Here is a 16,506-nt window from a genome sequence, read left to right on the forward strand (position 1 = left end):
GCCACCGGGAGCATGAACGTCTTGCCGAGGCCCTGGAGGAATTCCCAGAGCGCGGACTTGGTCTTCTTCATGTGTGCGGGTCTTTCGGGCCTGAGCGGAGGCGTGCAATGACCGGCCCACAGGCGCGCGGGCCAGGACGGCGGCCGGTCACAAGCTGCACGCAGGGATCGACTGCTGATCAGCGTGGAAGGCCCACCGATCCACGCCTGAGGTCGATCGATCCGCCCGGACGGATGAGATCACAGCAGTTCGGGCGCTGTCCATGGGGTACGAGGGGCCGGGGCCTCCTCCCCTGGCACCCCGCCCTCTCAGGCGTCCCGCATCCGCAGCACCGATCCCCCCGCGATGAGCGCCGCGCCCGCGTACGCGGCAAGCACCCCGATCCCCGCCCACGGCCCGATCGGCAGCTGATCCAGATCGATGGTCGCCTGGATCGCGAGCCCGGCCGTCGCGGGGGCCGCCCGCTGGGCGTACTCCTGCCAGTCGGGGTCGGCGAGCAGCCCGGCGAGCAGCGGAAAGGCGTAGAAGAGGCCGAGGACCGAGGTGACGGCGGTCGCCGTGTCGCGCAGCGCGGCGGCGGCGCCCAGGCCGATCAGGGCGGCCAGCGTGAGGTAGAGGACCGTGCCGAAGGCCGCGCGCAGGGTCGCCCCTTCCATGAGACCCGGCATCGCGAAGCCGTCGGCGGAGAGGAGCATGCGCCCCGCGATGAGCGAGCCGAGCACCCCGACCGCACTGGCCGCCGCCGTCAGCGTGCACAGCACCAGGGCCTTGGCGGCGAGCAGCCGTATGCGGCCCGGCTCCGTCGTCAGTGTCGTACGGATGGTGCCCGTGCCGTACTCGCCGCTCATCGTGAGCACCGCAAGGACGACCACCGCGCCCTGGCCGAGCCAGACCCCCGTGAGGCTGAGCTTCACGGTGTCCTCATGGCAGTCGGCAGGGACCGGGCAGTCCCCGGCGGTCAGTGATGCGGCGGTGGCCGCGCCCGCGAGGACGGTCAGGGCCACCACGGCGAACAGGAGCCACCAAGTGCTGTGCAGCGTACGGAGTTTGGTCCACTCGGCATGTACCGTGCCGAGCGCGCGGCCGTCCCGTACGCGAACGCCGCGCACATCGAGGCCGCCCTTCACGCGTCCCTCTTCCGGATGCGCCACACCGCGATGCCGAGCACCACGACGGCGTACGCGGCCAGCGTCGCCAGGCCGGTCCACGCGCCCTGCGGATAGCAGCCGTCCTCGGGGAGGCACAGGCTCGCCACCTGGTCGTAGCGTGGCGTCGTCTCCTGGATCGCGAACCCCGCGACGGGCGTGAGCCGTTGCAGCCACTGCGAGAGGCCGAGCGGCAGCACGCTGACCAGGATCAGGGGAAGAACGATCACCACGATGACGGTGGTGATCGCGGCGGCGGTGTTGCGCAGCAGCGCGCCGAGCGCCATGGCGAGTACGGCGATCAGGGCGAGCAGGGCCGCGGTGCCGAGCACCGCGCGCAGGGCGGGCCCGTCGGTCAGGGCGATCTCGGGGAACTGCGGCGGCTTGTGACCGTTGTCCCGCAGTACGGGCATGCTGACCAGGAATGATGCGAGGGACGCGACAAGCCCGGCGATGAAGGAGACCGCGCCGACCACCACAGCTTTGGCGACCAGGACCCGGCCGCGCCGCGGACTGGCCACGAACGTGGTGCGGATCATGCCGCGCCGGTACTCGGCGGTGATGAACAGGACGCCGAGCGCGGCGATCAGGACGAGGCCGAGCTGGGAGCCGTTCAGGGCGGTCGCGACCAGGTCGGGCTGCATGGGGGCACCCGGAGCGATGTCACCGGAGCCGCTCAGCGTGAACGTGCCCCCGGAACGGCTGAGTTCGCCCTGTTCGCCGTTGGCCTGACCGACGTCGGTCCGCTGCCAGTCGCCTCCGCTCGCCGCGCCCTTGACCGTCACCTCGTCGAAGCGCGCGGTCGAGCGCGACGGACCGTCGCTGACCGAGACATTGCCGAACTCCCGTTTCGTGGACTGGATGTTGGGCGACGCCACGAAGAGGCCGACCGGCACCGCGCCGGTCGATTTACCGAGTTCGGCGGTGTCGATCTTCCGCCAACCCCTGCCGTCGGCCGACGTGTACGACGTGACCGTGGCGCCGGCCCGGGTCAGCCGCAGCCAGTGCGGCTTGTCCGGGGACGCCGCGCCGCCCGCGAGATCGTGGGTGAAGTCGTTCTGGAACCGCACCCCGTGCCCGGGGGTGACCATAAGTGCCGCGTAGTCGGAGCCGCTCTCGGTGTTCTCCTTGACGAGTACTCCGGCCTTGGCCCACTCGGGTGCACGGTCGGGGCCCGCGCCGGTGGGTCCCGTCACCCGTGCCGTGATGCTGCCGTCGGCTGGGAGCGTGCGGTGCACGAAGGTGAAGTCGTCACGGACGTGCCTGTTGGAGCCGCCGGCCGCGGACGAACCGCCGCCCGCGATCTCGACGCCCGAACTGGACGCGGAGAAGAGGGAGATGAGTACGGTCACCAGGACCGCGGCCAGCAGGGTGAGTCCCCAGCGGCGTACCGTGCGCAGCTTGGTCCATTCGGCGCGCAGGAGCTGCGGGAAGCCGTCGCGGCCGACCACGACCGTGCCCGGGCGGCGATGAGGCGTCTCGGTGGCAGTCATCGTGCGCCTTCCTCGACCGGGTGCCCTGCGGCGAACTCCGCGTCGTTCCTAGTCAGTTCCATGTACGCCTCTTCGAGCGTGGCCCGGTGCGCGGCGACCCCGGAGAAGGCGACACCGGCGCCACCGAGCAGTTCCACGACCTGTTCCGCTTCGAGACGGGAGACGGTGAGCGTGTCGCGTCCGGTGGCCGCGACACTCGCCCCGGCGCCCGAGAGGACGGTCATCGCCGCCGTCCGTTCGGCTGTCCGTACCTCGACACGGTCGCCGGACGCCGCGGCGAGGAGCTCTCGTACGCTCGTGTCGGCGATGACACGTCCACGGCCGACAACCACCAAGTGGTGTGCGGTGTCCTCCAGTTCACTCATCAGGTGGCTGGAGACGAGCACGGCGCGGCCCTCGGCCGCCAGGGACTTCAGGAAGCCGCGGATCCACCGGATGCCTTCGGGGTCGAGCCCGTTGACGGGTTCGTCGAAGAGCAGCACCGGCGGATCACCGAGCAGCGCCGCCGCGATGCCGAGGCGCTGCCGCATGCCGAGCGAGTACCCGCCCGCCTTGCGCCGTGCGGCCTGCCCGAGTCCGACGAGGTCGAGGACCTCGTCGACGCGACGCACCGGCAGCCGGTGCGAGTGCGCCATCCACAGGAGGTGGTCGCGCCCTCGGCGGCTGGGATGTACGGCGGCCGCGTCGAGCAGTGACCCCACTTCGAGCAGGGGTGTACGCAACGCCCGGTAGGGACGGCCGCCGATGAGGGCGCTGCCCTCGTCCGCCGAGTCGAGGCCGAGGACGATGCGCATGGTGGTCGACTTGCCCGCGCCGTTGGGGCCGACGAACCCCGTGACCTGCCCCGGCGCGACGGTGAAGGACATGCCGTCCACCGCGGTGACCGAACCGAACCGCTTGCGCAGTCCGCGCACTTCGATGGTTGCTTCGCCGCCATCGGTTGTTGCTTTGATGCCATCCATGGAATGCGAGGTTAGAGACGCCGTGGCCGCGGGGCGTCACGCGGTGGAGCCGTCTTCGTATCCCTCACGTGAGGGACTCCGGCAGGCTCCGGGCCGGTGACAATGACACGTGTGAGGGCAAAATCTTCAAGAGCGGGCGGTGCGCGAGGCGCGGTGCGCGGTCGCCTGGCGCACCGCCCGGAGACCCCGGTCGTGGTCGCCGCGCTCCTGGCGCTGGGCGCCGTGAGCGAGGTGCTGCTGCGCACGGACGGCGATATTCCGCTGCCGCTGGCCCTGTCACTCGCGCTGGGAACGACGCTGCCGGTCGCCGTGCTCGCCGGCGGCGACTTCGCGTCGGCCCCGGCCCTGACCCCGGCTCCGGCCGTGCGACGGAGCGGTGTGCGGTGGAGCGGCATGGGGTGGAGCAGTGCGCGGTGGAGCAGTGCGCGGTGGAGCAGCGCACGGTGGGGCGCCGTGCGCCGGAGCCGTGCCGTCGGGGAGGCGTCCCCGCTCCTGAACCGGGCCGGCAGGGCCGACCGGGCGTACCCCTACGCCTCCCCGGGCCCCTCCCGCGGCTTCTTCGCCGCCGCGGCCGTCCTGGCCGGCGCGGCGGGCATCCTCTCGCTCGCTCCGTTCCACGTACTGACGGGCACCGGGCTGTGCGCGCTGCTCGTCTCGCTCTATCAGGCAGGGCGCCGAGGTCTGAAGTACCTGGCCGCCCTTCTTCCCCTGCCCTTCATCGCGTACGCGGCCACCGCGTCCACGGGCGCCGGGGCGGGGGACCGCTTCCTCACCGTCCTCACCGCGGTCGGCGCCGCCGTCGCAGCCGGTACCGGTCTCGCGCGAAGCGCGCGGGACACCGCCCTGGTGAACAGCGCGGCCGAGCAGGCCATCGCGGACACCCTCCTGGAGCACGCCGCGCGCGGTGAACGAGCAAGAATCGCAAGGGAGTTGCATGACGTCGTCGCCCATCACATCTCCATGATCGCGGTGCAGGCCGAGACCGCCCGTCTCACCACCCCCGGCCTGCCCGCCGTCGGCGCCGAACGCTTCCTGGCCATCGGCGACACCGCCCGCACGGCGCTCACCGAGATGCGCAGGCTGCTCGGCGTGCTGCGCGAGGACGCGGGCGACACCACGCCTGACCGCCGCCCTCAGCCGGGGCTCGAACAGCTCGGCGAACTCGTCGACGAGGCGCGCGACGCGTCGGCCGCCGCCGTGCGCCTCATCGTCGAAGGTCCGGTACGCCCACTGGATCCCGGCCTCGAACTCACCGCGTACCGCATCGTGCAGGAGGCCCTCACCAACGCCCGGCGACACGCGCCGGGCGCCGCGGTGGACGTCGAACTCCACTACACCCACGACGCGTTGCGCCTGCGCGTGCGCGACAACGGTCCAAGTCCGCACACCTCAGAGGACCTTGACGAAGGACACGGCCTGGTCGGCATGCGGGAGCGTGCCGCCATGGTCGGCGGCGAGCTGCGTGCGGGCCCCGCGCGGCGCGGCGGTTTCCTCATCGAGGCGACGTTCCCCGCACCGGTGAGGGAACATGCCGTATGACCATTCGGGAGCCTGCCGCATGAGCACCCCAAGCACCCCAAGCACCCCAAGCACCCCGAGCACCCCGAGCACCCCGAGCATCGCTCCGCTGCGCCTCGTCATCGCCGACGACCACGAGGTCGTACGCGCCGGATACGCCGGACTCCTCGCCACCCAGAGCGACTTCACGGTCGTCGGCACGGCCGCCGACGGGGCGCAGGCGGTCGAGCTCTGCCGGGAACTGCTGCCCGACCTGGTCCTGATGGACGTACGCATGCCGGTGATGGACGGCATCGAGGCGACCGGGCGCCTCGCGGGGACCGGCACGCGCGTGCTGATCCTCACCACCTTCGATCTGGACGAGCACGTGTACGACGCGCTGAGTGCGGGCGCCGCCGGGTTCCTGCTCAAGGACGTCACGGCGGAGCGCCTCTTCGACGCGGTGCGCGTGGTGGCCGCGGGGGAGGGGCTGCTCGCCCCCACCGTGACCCGCCGCCTCATCTCGGAGTTCGCCCGCCTCAGGCCCGGACCGCCCGCGGGACCCGCGGCCCGTCTTGACGCACTCACACCGCGCGAGACCGAGGTGCTCCGGCTGATGGCGGAGGGCCTGTCCAACCCCGAGCTCGCGGGACGGCTGCACGTCAGCGAGGAGACCGTGAAGACCCACGTGAGCCGGGTGCTCGGCAAACTCGGGCTGCGGGACCGCACCCAGGCAGTGGTGGCGGCGTACGAGTCGGGGCTCGTGGTGCCGAGGGCGGGAGCCTGACGAAGCGTGCTCGCGCTCCTGGTGCCGGTCCTCGTCGTGGTGATCGCCGCCCGCAGGCACGGGTTCCCCGCCCGGCGCGAGGGAGAGGCGGGCTCCGACGCTTTCGCGGCGCCGGAACCCACTGTGGAGGCTCCTGAGTTCACCTCCGCTTCGCCCCGCCCTTGACCGTCAGCCCAGGGGCACGTCGAGCCGGGCCTTGCGGTGGCTGAACGTGGCGATGGAGTGCGGGCCGTGGTAGTTGCCGACACCGCTCTCGCCGACTCCGCCGAACGGCAGCTCGGGGACGCGGAGATGAGCCATCGGAAGGCCGAAGCCGAGGCCGCCCGATGACGTCTCCGCGGCGAGGCGCTGCCGGGTCGTCTCGCTCTCGGTGAAGCCGTAGAGGGCGAGCGGCTTGTCGCGGTCGTTGATGAAGGCGATGGCCTCGTCGAGTCCGTCGACGTTCACGATCGGCAGTACGGGACCGAAGATCTCCTCCCGCATCACCGGCTCGTCGGGCTTCACGTCGGTGAGCACGGTCGGCGCGATGTAGACGTCGTCGCGGTCGCTCTGCCCGCCGAACGCCGTCGTCCCGGAGCCGAGGAGGGCGGACACCCGGTCGAAGTGCCGCTCATTGACGATGCGACCGTACGTCTCCGACGACCTGGGGTCAGCACCGAACACCCGCTCCACGGCAGTGCGCAGCTCCCGGGCAAGGGCGGGGGCGGTGTCCGGGTCGGTGAGTACGTAGTCGGGGGCGACGCATGTCTGTCCGGCGTTGCGGAACTTCGCCTCGGCCAGGCGCGTGGCCACGGCGGCCACGTCGACTTCCCGGTCCACGAACACCGGTGATTTGCCGCCGAGTTCGAGGGTGACGGGGGTGAGGTGCTCGGCGGCGGCGCGCATCACGATGCGGCCGACAGCGCCGTTGCCGGTGTAGAAGATGTGGTCGTACCGCTGGGCGAGCAGCGCGGTGGTCTCCGGCACGCCGCCCTCGACGACGGCGACGGCGTCCGTGTCCAGGTACTCGGGGATGAGCCGGGCGATCAACTCCGAGGTGGCCGGGGTGATTTCGCTGGGCTTGAGGACGACGGTGTTGCCCGCGGCGAGCGCGCCCACGAGGGGGACGAGCAGCAGCTGCACGGGGTAGTTCCACGGCGCGATGATCAGGACGGTGCCGAGCGGTTCGTACTGCGTGCCGGCGGTCGATCCCTCGGGCAGCCCTGCCAGCGCCCCGGACGCGAGCGGCTGGGGGCTCAGCCACTCGTTCAGATGGGCCAGCGTGTGGTCGATCTCCCGTACGGGGAAGTCGACTTCGGCGGTGTACGCCTCGGTCCGCGGCTTGCGCAGATCGGCGTACAGGGCGTCCGCGATGTCCTCGCGGTGCTCCGTGAACAGCGAGCGCAGCTGGGTGAGCTGCTGCTCGCGCCAGGCCAGGGGCCTGGTGCGGCCGGTGGTGAAGGTGGCACGGAGCTTGGCGACGAGCGCCTCGGGGTCGAGCGATTCGGGCGCGGGCGCTTCGGGGTGGTGCATGAGGGGTCTCCTCGGGAGGTCTCAGGTGAGCTGTGCGTGGGGGGTGGAGGTAGGGGAGTAGGGGGAAGTCGGATCGGTCAGCCGGTCTTCGTGGTGACCGGTGATCCGAGGAGGCCGGTCAGGAGCGCGTCCGTGGCGGGGGCGAAGAGGTGGCGGCCGCCGGACACGGACTCCAGGCCGATGACCAGGGCTATACAGGCATCGGCAGCCTCGGCGGGTTCCACCGCGGCCGGGGTCCCCGCTTCGGTGAACAGCTCGATGAGCAGGCTCCGCAGCGAGCCGGTGAAGCCGTGGCAGATGTCGCCGAAGAGGCGCGCCTTCGCGTCGAGGAGTTCGGCGGAGTGCGGTGAGTCCCCGGCCAGCCGCAGGACCAGGTCGAGCTTGGCGTCGAGGACGCCCCGGATGCGCTCGGCGCTCGACGCGTCCTCGTCCGCCGCCTGCCGGGCCCGCGCGAGCGCCTCTGCGTGCAGGCGCTCGGCGAGCTGGCGGAAGGCGTCGTCCTTGTTGCGTACGTACTGATAGACCGCTGACCGGGACACGCCCATCGTGGAGGCGATGTCGTCCATCGTGGTGCGCCGTACGCCATACCGCGTGAGGGAGTCGTAGGTGGCGTCGAGGACCTCGTCGAGCCGGTCGGTGCCCATGAGGGTCAGGCCAGCTTCTTGACGAGCTCGTCCGCCAACGGTGCTGCGGACGCCGGGTTCTGACCGGTGATCAGGTTACGGTCGACGACCACCTTGGGGGCCCAGGGAGCACCCTCCCGGAAGTCGACGCCCGCCGCGACGAGCCGGTCCTGGAGCAGCCACTTGGCCTTCTCGGCGAAGCCGGCCTGCGTCTCCTCGACATTGGTGAAGCCGGTCAGCTCGTACCCGGCGAACGCGTTGGAGCCGTCCTCCTTGGTGGCGGCGAGCAGTGCGGCCGGGCCGTGGCAGACGACGCCGAGCGGCTTGCCGGACTCCAGCGCCGCGGTGAGGAGCCTGCCGGACTCGGCGTCGACGGCGAGGTCCTCCATGGGGCCGTGGCCGCCGGGGTAGAAGACGGCGGCGTAGTCGGCGAGGTCGACCTCCTCCAGCTTGAGCGGCGTGAGGAACTCGCTGATCTCCGCGAGGGTCACGGCGACCTTGTCGGCGGCTTCCTGGCCTCCGTTGACCTCGGGCGCAAGGCTCGCCTGGTCGACGGTCGGCACGACGCCGCCCGGTGTCGCGACGACGATCTCGTGCCCGGCGGCCTTGAACGCCTCGTACGGCGCGACGGCCTCCTCGGCCCAGAAGCCGGTGGGGTGCTGGGTGCCGTCGGCCAGCGTCCAGTGGTCGGCGCCGGTCACGACGAACAGAATCTTGGACATATGTCTCTCCGAGGCTGGGATCTGCTGATCTGCTGGGAACTGCTGTGGTCTGCTGGGATTCCGCTTGGATCTCTCTGGAACCTCTGACGTTCTGTGCTCAGAACGTCAGGAGGTGCTGTCATCGAACGTAGGTGGGGATGCCCAACGAAATCCAATAGGCTGACCCATATGGGAGATAGACATTCCGATGGGTCGACAGGAATAGCCCCTGCCGCGGGCCCGCTGGACCTGAACCTGCTGCGTACGTTCCTGGCCGTGTACCGGTCGGGTTCCTTCACCGCCGCGGCCCGCCTGCTCGGACTCTCGCAGCCCACCGTCACCACGCAGATCCGGGCCCTGGAGCGGCAGGTCGACCGGGAGCTGTTCGAGCGCCTGCCTCGCGGAGTCGCCCCCGCGCCGTACGCGGACGCGCTCGCCGCCCGTGTGGTCGATCCTCTCGACGCCCTCGCCGCGGTCACCGGACACGGCGGCCCCTTCGACGGCGCCCCCGCGGAGCCCGTCCATCTGGCGGGCCCGGCGGAGATGCTCTGCCACTGCGCGCTGCCCGCGCTCGCTCCGCTGGTCGAGAAGGGGGTCCGGCTGCGCGTGACCACCGGACTGACCGACCGGCTCCTCGACGAGCTGCGGGCGGGACGCCACGACCTGGTGATCGCCACGAACCGCCCCCGTGGGCGCTCCCTGACCTCCGTGCCCCTTGCGGACGAGGAGTTCGTCCTGGTCGCGGCGCCCTCGTGGGCCGAGCGCATCGGCGGCGGCGCGCGGATCGCCGCCGAAGGGCCGGGGGTGCTGCTCGGCGTCCCGCTCGTCACCTACGCCGAGGACCTGCCGATCGCCCGTCGCTACTGGCGTCACGTCTTCGGCAAGCGGCTGACCTGCGAGGCGTCCGTCACGGTGCCGGACCTGCGCGGCGTGTTGTCGGCCGTCACCGCGGGCGCCGGATTCTCCGTGCTGCCCCGCTACCTCTGCCGTGACGCGCTGGCCGCCGGCACCCTGGTGCTCCTCCACGACCCGCAGGACGCCCCGATCAACACCGGCTTCTTGGTGCAGCGCCCCGGATCCGCGGACAACCCGCATGTCGCCCTCGTGCGCGACCACCTCGTCCAGTCGGCCCGCACCTGGTAGCGACGGATACCGCCTACGCGTCCGTCGCCTCCCGCATGATCTGGTCCCACTGGGCACCCATGGCCGCGGCGAGCGCCTGGGCCGCCGACAGGGGGCGGACCATCACCATGAACTCGTCGATCAACCCGTCCTCGTCGAGGTGGAGGAAGTCGCAGCCGGTGATCTGCCGGTCGCCCACCCGGGCCTCGAAGACGAGCGCGGAATCGCGCCCTCCGGCGTCGTTGATCTCGCGTACGTACCGGAAATCCTCGAAGACCCGTGTGACGCCGCGCAGGATCGCGGAGGTCGTCGCCTTGCCCGGGTAGGGCGGGAACACCACCGGGCTCGAGAAGACGACGTCCTCGGCCAGGAGAGCCTCGATCGCCGCGTGATCGTTGGCCTCGACGGCCTTGCGGAAAGCCTGCATGTCCACGCGCCTCGCAATCATTCGTCGTTGATAGTCAATTTGTTGAGTAGGTGTGAAGGAGAGTAATCACATCGGTATACGGTGTCCAGATGTCTCTCAAGTACGCGGTGCTCGCGGCGCTCCTGGAGGGCGAGTCGTCCGGCTACGACCTGGCCAAGATCTTCGACGTGTCCGTGTCGAACTTCTGGTCCGCGACTCCCCAGCAGCTCTACCGCGAACTGGAGCGCCTTGCGGGCGACGGCTTGATCAGCGCACGCGTGGTGCAGCAGGAACGCAGGCCGAACAAGCGGATGTTCACGCTCACCGATGCCGGCCTGCGGGATCTGCATGCCTTCTCCGCGCAGCCGCCCCGGCCCATCGCCATCCGGGACGAACTCATGGTCAAGGTGCAGGCCATGGACGGCGGTGATCCGGCCGCCACCCGCGCGCTGATCGAGGAGCGCATGGAGTGGTCGCGCGGCAAGCTCGCCCGGTACGAACGGCTGCGCCTCCACCTCCTCGGTGGCCGCGACGAGGCGGAGTACCTGCGCGACGCCGAGCGCATCGGGCCCTACCTGACGCTGATGGCCGGCCGCTCGTTGGAGGAGTCGAACCTGCGCTGGGGCGAGCGCGTCCTGGAGATCCTCGACCGACGATTCAACTACGCCGACAAGACCGGGACTTGAGGAGACAGAAGTGAAGGAAGCGGAAGAGGTGCAAGAGGTGCAAGAAGCGGAAGAAGCGCCTGAGGTGGCGGCGGAGGAGCGGCCGGACACGCCCCCGAGCGCGGTGCTCACCGACTTCGGCGGCGTGCTGACCACCAGCGTGCTCGACTCGTTCCGCTCCTACTCCGCGCGGGTGAGCGACGATCCGCTGCTGATCGAGCGGTTGTTCCGGGAGGACACGGAGGCGTCGGCGCTGCTCGTGGAGCACGAGTGCGGGCGGATGGGCGAGGCCGAGTTCGAGAAGGGCATCGCGGGGCGGCTGCGCGAGAAGGGCGTGGACGTGGAACCTGCGGGGCTCGTCGCCGCGATCGGGGCGGGGATGCGGCCGGACGAGACGATGCTCGCGGCCCTGAGGAGGCTGCGCGCGCACGGTGTCCCGGTGGCGATCGTGTCGAACGCGCTCGGCGACGACTGCTACCAGGGATACGACCTGGACGCGCTCGCGGACGTCGTCGTGATCTCCAGCGAGATCGGCTCACGCAAGCCGGGCCGCCGCATCTACCGGACGGCCTGCGACCGCCTCGGCGTCGAACCGTCCGCCTGCGTCATGATCGACGACCTGGAGCACAATCTGCGCGGGGCCGCACGGCTCGGCATCCGGGGCCTGCACCACCTGAACAGCGACGAAACGACGCGCGCCCTGGGGGAGTTGTTCGGTTCCGGATCCGGCTTCGGCATCGACCCGCACGCCGGGCCCGGTGCTCCGGACCCGGCGTGAGCCGCTTGCCTCGCCCCGCTCACCCGGCCGCGTACACATCCTCGACGTAACGCCCCTGCGCGGTCAGCTCGCCGAGCCACTCCTCGGAGTCCGCGGCCGTGGCTCCCGGCGTACGGCCTTGATGGAGCGTGCGCAGGGCGTCACGTACGCCCGGTGCCATCCGTGAGCCGTCGCCGCAGACGTACACCCGGGCTCCGGCGGTCAGCAGGTCCCACACCTCGTCGGCCTCCGCCGCGATGCGGTGCTGGACGAAGGCCACCCCGTCGACGGGTGAGGCGCTGAAGGCGGGGCGCAGCGAGACCGCACCGACGCCTTCCGCCGCGCGCAGCTCCCCGGCGTGCAGGAAGTCCGCGTCCGGGTCATCGCACCCGAAGTAGCAGAGGGCGGGCGGAAGTTGCGCACCCTTGGCGGTCAGTTCCGCGCGGTCCGCGATCGTGCCGCGGAACGGGGCGAGGCCCGTGCCCGCGGCGACCATGATGACGGGCGCCGCGTCCGCGTGGTCGATGCGGAAGGCCTCGCGGCACGGCTGGACGCGGGCCAGGACGGTGTCGCCCGTACGCACCCCGTTGAGATGGCCGGAGCCCGTGCCGCGGTACAGCCGCCCGTTGCCCGAGCGGGCCGGGGCCTGAAGGAGGGAGACCATCAGGTCCGCGTGGCCGGGGCTCACCCCCGGCGAGGAGGACACCGAGTAGTGGCGGGGCCGCAGGGGCGTGAGCACGTCGAGCAGCCGCGGCCACTCAAGGGCCCCGCGCAGGGCCGGGTGGTCCTCGACCAGTTCGAGCAGCGTGCGCCCGTCGGCCGCGCGGGCCGAGGCGTCGTCGGCGAGGGCGGCGAGGGCGGACCGCTCGGGTGGGCAGGGGTTGGCGGCGGCGAGCACGGCCAGCTGAACCTCGGTGGGCCGCTCTTGCAACTCGACATGCTGCGAGAACAGTTGGCGAACCGTCAGAGGCCGGTCGACGGCGAGGCCGTCGCGGCGAGGGCGGCTCGCGCGGATGTCGAGGACGGCGTCCAGGTCCACGCCGAGCGCGACGGCGGCCCGGTCGACGAGCCCCGGGTCGTTGACCGGCAGCACACTGAGGTGGTCGCCGGTGCGGTAGGTCATGCCGTCGGGCAGAGCGAGCCGTACATACCGCTTCGTACGGGGATGGCCGGGCGCGGTGAGGTCATAGGCCTCACTCACCGTCATCGGAACGAGCCCGTGCCGCGCGGCGAGCGCGTCCAGCGGGCCACCGGTCACCTCGCGGACCTCGTACGCCTCCGAGGGCTCGGCGGTCTCCGGAACTTCCAGCGCGTCAGGATCGCCGTACCGCTCAAGAAGGGCCGTACGCAGCCGCGCCGTGAACTCGCGTACGGTGCCGCCGAGATCACCCGACGCGTCGGCCGCCGTGCGCTCCAGGATCCGGGTGCCGCCAAGATCCGCGAGCCGTTCGTCGAAGCGCGTCGGGACGTGCTGATACGTGGCGGCCCAGTTGCGGTCGCCCACGCCGAGGACCGCGTACGTGACGTTCTCGGCGCTGGCAGCCGGGGCGTCGTCGAGCCAGGAGGCGAACACCGTGGCGTCGTCGGTGGGTCGGCCGTTGTACGAGGCGGCGGTGATGACGACCGGGCGGTCGGCGGGCAGCGCCCCGGCGTACTCGTCAAGGGGCGAGACCTCGGTCTCGCATCCCACCGATGCTGCCTCGTCGGCGAGTTGGGCGGCGAAGTCCCGGCAGGTTCCGTAGTTGCTGCCGTGCAGGAAGAGCGCGCGGGTGCCGGGCACGACACGTGCGGGCAGGACGGTGGCGTCGGGCTCCGCCGCTGTCGGGGCGGATGCCACGCCGGGCAGTGTGCCGTGCACGCGGTCGGCGGCGGTGCGCGGTGTCAGCGTGAGCGTGAAGCCGTCGGGCTTGAGGGTGAGGGTCTCCTTGACGGTGAGCCGGTAGTCGGCGTGGTCGTGAAGGCGGTAGCGGTGCACCAGCATCCCGAGGAGCATGGTCGCCTCGTGGAGCGCGAACTGCCGCCCGATGCAGGCCCGTTCACCGGTACCGAACGGCTTGAACGCGTGCGGGGAGCGCGCGGCCTCCGCCTCCGCGGTGAAGCGCGCCGGGTCGAACAGCTCCGGGTTGTCGCCCCACACGGGCTGCCGGTGCAGCATCGGCGCCAAGACGGTGACGCCCTGCCCGGCACGGAGCGGGATGCGGCCGCCGAGGAGCGTGTCCTCACGGGCGTGCCGTCCGAACGCGGCGGCCGTCGGCCACAGACGCAGCGCCTCGTTGAGTACCTGACGGGTGTACGTGAGCCGCCCGATGTCGTCGAACGTCGGCTCGAGGTCGGCCGTGTCGCCCCACACGGCATCGACCTCGCGCCGCACGAGGTCAAGGACGGCGGGATGCTTGGCGAGGTAGTACATCGCGAACGACATCGCGCCGGACGTCGTCTCGTGCCCCGCGATCAGGAAGGTGATGACCTGGTTGCGGATGTTGGCGGTGTCCAGCTTCGTGCCGTCGGCCGGGTGCGCTGCGCTGAGCATGAGGCCGAGCAGGTCATCGGCGGGTTCGGCGCCGGGGGCACCGGCGGACCGCGCCGAGATGACCTCGTCGACCACCTGCGCCAGATAGTCGGCGTCCGCCCGGAAGGCCGCGTCCGCCGCCGCGTGGTCACTGCCCGGCGTACGGCTGAGGCGCGTCATGCTCCACTCCAGGCAGCGCACCATGGAGTCGATGAAGGGGTGCGGCTCGGCCCGCTCGAACGAACCGAAGTCGTAGCCGAACCCGGCGAGCCCGATCGTGTCCAGCGTCATTCGGGTCATGTCACCCGGTACGTCCACGGGGTGCCCGTCGCGCGCACCGCGGTCCCACGACTCGATGAGCCGGCGGGCGACGCGCAGCATCGTCGGGTGGTACGTACGCATCGAACCCAGCGCGAAAGCGGGCATCAGGATGTCGTGCGCCCGGGCCCAGTTGGGCTCGTCGTTGTACGCGGTGAAAAGGCCGTCGGCGGTGAACTCGCGCACGTTCTCCAGGGCCGGGCCGACATGCTTGGCGAAGCGGGTCTCGTCGGCGAGCTCCGTGACGAGATCGAGATCGCTCACGAACAGCGCGTCGCGGCCGTGCAGCCGCCGCCGCACCACGGGCCCGTGCCGGCGGACCAGCTCCATGATCTGCTGCAGCGGGGCGGGCCCTGGCCCGGTGGCGGAAATGTCGATCAGCGGTACGCCGTCGACGTCGGAACCGGCGTCCTGGGGGAGCGGTGCGGTGGTGGTGGGCATGGCGTGACAACTGCCTTTCGCCGTACGGAAGTCACTGCACACCCAGCTTGATCGCCGCTCCCCGCGGGCCCGCGCCGCGCCACTACATGATTGTGTAGTGGGGAATGACGCCCTGCTCTTGACTGCCCCTCGCTGAAAGGAGTCGCCCTGTGGGCCTCGTGGACCCCGTGCATTCCGAGGACTCCGTGCTGTGGCGCAACCGCGCCATGCTCCTCTTCAACCGCATCCCGATGCCGGTCGCGGTGTGCGACGCGAACGGATCGATCATCCTCGCCAACCCGGCGATGGCGGCGGAGTGGGGTGAGACCTCCGGCACCCTGCGGGACCGCAACATACTGGAACTGTTCCGCCCCGAGGAGGAGACACAGGTCCTGCGGATCGTCGAGGCGATGCGGCTGCGGCACCGCTCGCGCTATCCGGTCACGGTGCACTGGGCGGCGGCCGACGGGGTGCGGCGCCACGGTGAGCTGACGGCGGAGCCGGTGAGCGACACGGTCGACGCGGTTCCCGCCCTTCTTGTGCTGCTCCGCGTCCTGGGTGAGGACCGCGCCCCCGATCCGGCCCCGGCCGAAGCCGCCACCCCGGCCGAGGCCCGCATCCTGGCTCTCCTCGCCGGCGGCGCCACGACGGCCCGGGCGGCCCGCGAGACGGGTCTCACCCCGGACGGCGTCACCTACCACCTGCGCCGCCTGACGGAGCGCTGGGGCGCGGCGAACCGGACGGAACTGGTGGCGCGGGCGTATGCGCTGGGAGTCCTCGCTCCGGGGGTGTGGCCTCCGGTGGCCTGAACCGAGCCTGCCGGGGGGAGTGGCCCTGCCCGGGGGCGGGCTCAGCGCGTGGGCGGTCTCAGTGCGGGGTGCCGCTCGACTCGTCGGTGGCGCGGCGGTACTCGATGTTTATGCGCTGGGCCTCCTCGAGCTGGTCCTCGAGGATGACGATGCGGCAGGCCGCCTCGACCGGGGTGCCCTGGTCCACCAGTTCGCGGGCGCGCGCGGCGATCCGCAGTTGGTAGCGGGAGTACCGCCGGTGCCCGCCCTCTGAGCGGAGCGGTGTGATCAGCCGGGCCTCACCGAGTGCCCGGAGGAAGCCGGGTGTGGTGCCGAGCATCTCGGCGGCCCGCCCCATGGTGTAGGCGGGGTAGTCGTCGTCGTCCAGACGACCACTGAGCGGGGTATCTGCAGTCATGTCACCTCGTTATGGCACGCGTCGAGGGGCCCTGATGCCGTACGGCACCAAGGCCCCGAAGGAAATTCAACACCATCGGTCGGCTTCGTTGCTGCGCCGACCTCTTGTTTCCGCTGTCCGGCCCGAGAACAGGCGGGAATGCGGGGATCGCTGATGCGTGACCGAGGACCACCTTCCAATCCGGGGTCTTGCGGCACCCGGGCCGAATCGATCTCGGGCCGGGCGATCCTGATGGCGTCTGCTCCTCCGTCCTCCTCTTGGTCTACAACTACGAGAGAAACCCTAATCATGCGAAAGGCCAATGTCTACTCTGACGAGCATAGATTTTGTGTGCTGTCACCCGGATGTGTGCCGGACGTGTACCGGATGTGAACGCAAGAAGG

The 16,506-nt window shown here is 71.2% G+C and carries 16 protein-coding genes; 7 read left to right on the forward strand and 9 right to left on the reverse strand.

The features are described from left to right. Positions 1–308: 308 nt before the first annotated feature. From ACFQ7F_RS39505 to ACFQ7F_RS39515, 3 genes are read right to left on the reverse strand one after another with little or no spacing between them, the layout of a single operon-like run. Positions 309–1,151 (reverse strand): ABC transporter permease, encoded by an 843-nt coding sequence (locus ACFQ7F_RS39505; RefSeq protein ID WP_383282104.1) that lies wholly within the window; start codon positions 1,149–1,151, stop codon positions 309–311. Further along, positions 1,124–2,638, reverse strand: a complete 1,515-nt coding sequence (locus tag ACFQ7F_RS39510; RefSeq protein ID WP_383282107.1) for an ABC transporter permease subunit — start codon at positions 2,636–2,638, stop codon at positions 1,124–1,126. Before ACFQ7F_RS39510 ends, ACFQ7F_RS39505 begins: the two co-directional genes overlap by 28 nt. Further along, entirely contained in the window at positions 2,635–3,600 is a 966-nt protein-coding gene (locus ACFQ7F_RS39515; RefSeq protein WP_383282110.1) for an ABC transporter ATP-binding protein, read from the reverse strand. Before ACFQ7F_RS39515 ends, ACFQ7F_RS39510 begins: the two co-directional genes overlap by 4 nt. Positions 3,601–3,753: 153 nt before the next feature. Here ACFQ7F_RS39515 and ACFQ7F_RS39520 point away from each other — a divergent pair, with 153 nt between their 5' ends. The 3 genes from ACFQ7F_RS39520 to ACFQ7F_RS39530 are packed head-to-tail and all read left to right on the forward strand — an operon-like array spanning position 3,754 to position 6,049. Next, positions 3,754–5,139, forward strand: a complete 1,386-nt coding sequence (locus ACFQ7F_RS39520) for a sensor histidine kinase (RefSeq protein ID WP_383282113.1) — start codon at positions 3,754–3,756, stop codon at positions 5,137–5,139. A 19-nt stretch (positions 5,140–5,158) separates the two neighbouring features. Then, positions 5,159–5,884 (forward strand): response regulator, encoded by a 726-nt coding sequence (locus ACFQ7F_RS39525; protein WP_383282116.1) that lies wholly within the window; start codon positions 5,159–5,161, stop codon positions 5,882–5,884. Positions 5,885–5,890: 6 nt separating this feature from the next. After that, positions 5,891–6,049, forward strand: a complete 159-nt coding sequence (locus ACFQ7F_RS39530) for a hypothetical protein (RefSeq protein ID WP_383282119.1) — start codon at positions 5,891–5,893, stop codon at positions 6,047–6,049. Positions 6,050–6,052: 3 nt separating this feature from the next. Here ACFQ7F_RS39530 and ACFQ7F_RS39535 read toward each other — a convergent pair whose 3' ends face one another. The 3 genes from ACFQ7F_RS39535 to ACFQ7F_RS39545 form a co-directional block, all read right to left on the reverse strand. Continuing rightward, positions 6,053–7,396 carry an aldehyde dehydrogenase family protein gene (locus tag ACFQ7F_RS39535; RefSeq protein WP_383282122.1) on the reverse strand — a complete coding sequence of 448 codons (1,344 nt, stop codon included), beginning with the start codon at positions 7,394–7,396 and terminating at the stop codon, positions 6,053–6,055. A 77-nt stretch (positions 7,397–7,473) separates the two neighbouring features. Continuing rightward, positions 7,474–8,040: a TetR/AcrR family transcriptional regulator gene (locus ACFQ7F_RS39540; RefSeq protein ID WP_383282125.1), complete on the reverse strand. Its 567-nt coding sequence runs from the start codon at positions 8,038–8,040 to the stop codon at positions 7,474–7,476. 5 nt (positions 8,041–8,045) lie between these two features. Next, positions 8,046–8,741 carry a type 1 glutamine amidotransferase domain-containing protein gene (locus tag ACFQ7F_RS39545; protein WP_383282128.1) on the reverse strand — a complete coding sequence of 232 codons (696 nt, stop codon included), beginning with the start codon at positions 8,739–8,741 and terminating at the stop codon, positions 8,046–8,048. A 168-nt stretch (positions 8,742–8,909) separates the two neighbouring features. Here ACFQ7F_RS39545 and ACFQ7F_RS39550 point away from each other — a divergent pair, with 168 nt between their 5' ends. Then, the gene (locus ACFQ7F_RS39550) at positions 8,910–9,863 is read left to right on the forward strand and encodes a LysR family transcriptional regulator (RefSeq protein WP_383282131.1); all 954 of its coding nucleotides are present in this window, start codon (positions 8,910–8,912) and stop codon (positions 9,861–9,863) included. Between the two features lie 13 nt (positions 9,864–9,876). On the opposite strand, the gene ACFQ7F_RS39555 is transcribed toward ACFQ7F_RS39550, so the two are convergent. Next, positions 9,877–10,269 carry a nuclear transport factor 2 family protein gene (locus ACFQ7F_RS39555; protein WP_383282144.1) on the reverse strand — a complete coding sequence of 131 codons (393 nt, stop codon included), beginning with the start codon at positions 10,267–10,269 and terminating at the stop codon, positions 9,877–9,879. 89 nt (positions 10,270–10,358) lie between these two features. On the opposite strand from ACFQ7F_RS39555, the gene ACFQ7F_RS39560 reads away from it, so the two are divergent. Next, positions 10,359–10,934: a PadR family transcriptional regulator gene (locus ACFQ7F_RS39560; RefSeq protein ID WP_383282133.1), complete on the forward strand. Its 576-nt coding sequence runs from the start codon at positions 10,359–10,361 to the stop codon at positions 10,932–10,934. A gap of 10 nt (positions 10,935–10,944) precedes the next feature. Further along, a complete protein-coding gene (locus ACFQ7F_RS39565; protein ID WP_383282136.1) occupies positions 10,945–11,691 on the forward strand; it encodes an HAD family hydrolase in 747 nt (248 codons plus the stop codon). Between the two features lie 19 nt (positions 11,692–11,710). Here the strand turns inward: ACFQ7F_RS39565 and ACFQ7F_RS39570 are convergent, their stop codons facing one another. Further along, positions 11,711–14,938 carry a cytochrome P450 gene (locus tag ACFQ7F_RS39570; protein ID WP_383282138.1) on the reverse strand — a complete coding sequence of 1,076 codons (3,228 nt, stop codon included), beginning with the start codon at positions 14,936–14,938 and terminating at the stop codon, positions 11,711–11,713. A gap of 206 nt (positions 14,939–15,144) precedes the next feature. On the opposite strand from ACFQ7F_RS39570, the gene ACFQ7F_RS39575 reads away from it, so the two are divergent. Next, entirely contained in the window at positions 15,145–15,726 is a 582-nt protein-coding gene (locus ACFQ7F_RS39575) for a PAS domain S-box protein (RefSeq protein ID WP_383282147.1), read from the forward strand. 58 nt (positions 15,727–15,784) lie between these two features. Here ACFQ7F_RS39575 and ACFQ7F_RS39580 read toward each other — a convergent pair whose 3' ends face one another. Further along, positions 15,785–16,123: a MerR family transcriptional regulator gene (locus tag ACFQ7F_RS39580; protein WP_383282141.1), complete on the reverse strand. Its 339-nt coding sequence runs from the start codon at positions 16,121–16,123 to the stop codon at positions 15,785–15,787. Between the last annotated feature and the right edge of the window lie 383 nt (positions 16,124–16,506).

The organism is Streptomyces sp. NPDC056486 (genome assembly GCF_042795295.1).
GTDB lineage: Bacteria > Actinomycetota > Actinomycetes > Streptomycetales > Streptomycetaceae > Streptomyces.

Bases quoted from the DNA above. Each gene is read 5' to 3' on its own strand.
- ACFQ7F_RS39580 (WP_383282141.1), bottom strand. From the start codon at position 16,123: ATGACTGCAGATACCCCGCTCAGTGGTCGTCTGGACGACGACGACTAC.
- ACFQ7F_RS39515 (WP_383282110.1), bottom strand. From the start codon at position 3,600: ATGGATGGCATCAAAGCAACAACCGATGGCGGCGAAGCAACCATCGAA.
- ACFQ7F_RS39555 (WP_383282144.1), bottom strand. From the start codon at position 10,269: ATGCAGGCTTTCCGCAAGGCCGTCGAGGCCAACGATCACGCGGCGATC.
- ACFQ7F_RS39545 (WP_383282128.1), bottom strand. From the start codon at position 8,741: ATGTCCAAGATTCTGTTCGTCGTGACCGGCGCCGACCACTGGACGCTG.
- ACFQ7F_RS39570 (WP_383282138.1), bottom strand. From the start codon at position 14,938: ATGCCCACCACCACCGCACCGCTCCCCCAGGACGCCGGTTCCGACGTC.
- ACFQ7F_RS39535 (WP_383282122.1), bottom strand. From the start codon at position 7,396: ATGCACCACCCCGAAGCGCCCGCGCCCGAATCGCTCGACCCCGAGGCG.
- ACFQ7F_RS39510 (WP_383282107.1), bottom strand. From the start codon at position 2,638: ATGACTGCCACCGAGACGCCTCATCGCCGCCCGGGCACGGTCGTGGTC.
- ACFQ7F_RS39575 (WP_383282147.1), top strand. From the start codon at position 15,145: ATGCTCCTCTTCAACCGCATCCCGATGCCGGTCGCGGTGTGCGACGCG.
- ACFQ7F_RS39525 (WP_383282116.1), top strand. From the start codon at position 5,159: ATGAGCACCCCAAGCACCCCAAGCACCCCAAGCACCCCGAGCACCCCG.
- ACFQ7F_RS39540 (WP_383282125.1), bottom strand. From the start codon at position 8,040: ATGGGCACCGACCGGCTCGACGAGGTCCTCGACGCCACCTACGACTCC.
- ACFQ7F_RS39560 (WP_383282133.1), top strand. From the start codon at position 10,359: ATGTCTCTCAAGTACGCGGTGCTCGCGGCGCTCCTGGAGGGCGAGTCG.
- ACFQ7F_RS39550 (WP_383282131.1), top strand. From the start codon at position 8,910: ATGGGAGATAGACATTCCGATGGGTCGACAGGAATAGCCCCTGCCGCG.